This is a genomic window from Desulfosporosinus sp. Tol-M2 (assembly GCF_059735615.1).
Map to the genome: position 1 here is coordinate 1 of NZ_JCAIJG010000024.1, position 1,680 is coordinate 1,680.

Sequence of the window (1,680 nt, forward strand, 5' to 3'; positions counted from 1 at the left end):
CAAGGGATCGCCCAAACGTATTTGGCACCATTAAAGGAGGCCGGTGTGGATACCCTGATTTTAGGGTGTACGCATTATCCTTTTCTCGAACCTGTCATTCGGGAGTTTCTAGGCGAAGACGTCCTGATCATCGATCCGGCTTTGGCTGTTGTGCAAGAGTTGAAGAAATTGCTTCGGCATATGGATGAGTGGGAACGAGCGGGACTAGTTGTACGTCCATCCCCTTCGTTCTTAAGTAAAAACCAGCGGCGCAGCCACTATTATGTAAGTGGAGATCCGGGTCTTTTTCGACAGGTTGGAAATACGCTGCTCCAAGAACCAATCGATTATGTGGAGCAAGTAATTATGGGGTTAAAGGATTAATATTTATTTTATTAAAAGGTTAAAAGGGGTAAAATGGCTACCGGGCAAAACTTGAATCAACAAATCTTTACGGTTAGCGGAACAGGTTAAAAACAGGATTTCTGCCAATCCTGCGCTGCCAGCTTTTGGTTGAGCCGGTTAATGGTGGAACAGGTTGAAATAGGGGTTGTCCTTGATATAAGAAGGGGTCAATATTTTTGAATAACAGGAGACAGCGATTATGGGTAAAATCGGGTTAACAACGACGGTGCCGGTTGAAGTAATTTTTGCAGCCGGTGAGATACCAGTTGATCTAAATAATATATTTATTACCGGTTCAGAAGCGAAGCAGCGAGTGGAAGAAGCGGAGTTGGTCGGCTATCCTCGCAATGTGTGCGGTTGGATTAAGGGTTTGTATTCGACGGCATTGCATAATCCGGATATTCAGCGCATTATTGCGGTCACTCAAGGAGATTGCAGTAATACTCACGCTTTGATGGAGACATGGGAAGTGGAAGGACTCGAAATTATCCCTTTTTCCTTTCCGTATGATCGGGATTCGGACATGCTTCGTCTCCAAATGGACAAGCTAATTGAAACTTTGGGCACAACTTGGGAAGAGGTGAATCTGCAAAAGAAGCGTCTGGATCAGGTTCGGGCTTTGGCTTGGGAAATTGACCGGCTAACTTGGGAAGAAAACCGGGTGAGAGGGTTTGAAAACCACCTCTTTCTTGTTTCTTGTTCGGATTTTAATGGCGACCCTGAGGGCTTTGCCCGTGAGATGGAGAAATTTATTCAAACGGCGAGCAGGCGGGAGCCTTTTTCAGAGCGGGTTCGTTTGGGATTACGGAGAAAGAGGCGAGAAATTCGACTTGGTTTTATCGGGGTCCCACCTATTTTCCCCGCAATCTACGATTTTTTGGAAGAATACGGTGCTCGTGTTGTTTTTAATGAAGTCCAAAGACAGTTTGCAATGCCCTTTAAGACGGATGATATCGTGGAACAGTACTGCTTATACACATATCCTTATAAAGTATTTCAACGCCTTGAGGATATCGCTCAGGAGGCCGAGCGCCGCCGCTTAGACGGAATCATTCACTATACGCAAAGTTTTTGCTTTCGCCAGATAGAGGATTTGATTATCCGAAAAAAGCTGGATTACCCGATTCTAACTTTGGAAGGGGAAAATCCAACGGGACTGGATGCGCGGAGTAAAATGAGGATAGAGTCTTTTTTGTCTATGCTTGGGTCGTGAGACACGTCTCTCGGCTATGCGCTCGTCGTCCAAACCAGGGTGTGATCACGACCTTCTGGCCTGGGAAGACGAAGGGATACGGT

Annotated in this window: 2 protein-coding genes; both read left to right on the top strand. The window is 46.0% G+C overall.

Features of this window, described 5'->3' with window-relative positions; translation table 11 throughout:
• Positions 1-363 (top strand): glutamate racemase (locus tag AC6I5A_RS00950; protein WP_034610670.1); only part of this gene is annotated, 363 nt, incomplete at its 5' end.
• 220 nt (positions 364-583) lie between these two features.
• Positions 584-1,597: a 2-hydroxyacyl-CoA dehydratase family protein gene (locus AC6I5A_RS00955; RefSeq protein WP_034610673.1), complete on the top strand. Its 1,014-nt coding sequence runs from the start codon at positions 584-586 to the stop codon at positions 1,595-1,597.
• The last annotated feature ends 83 nt before the right edge of the window (positions 1,598-1,680 follow it).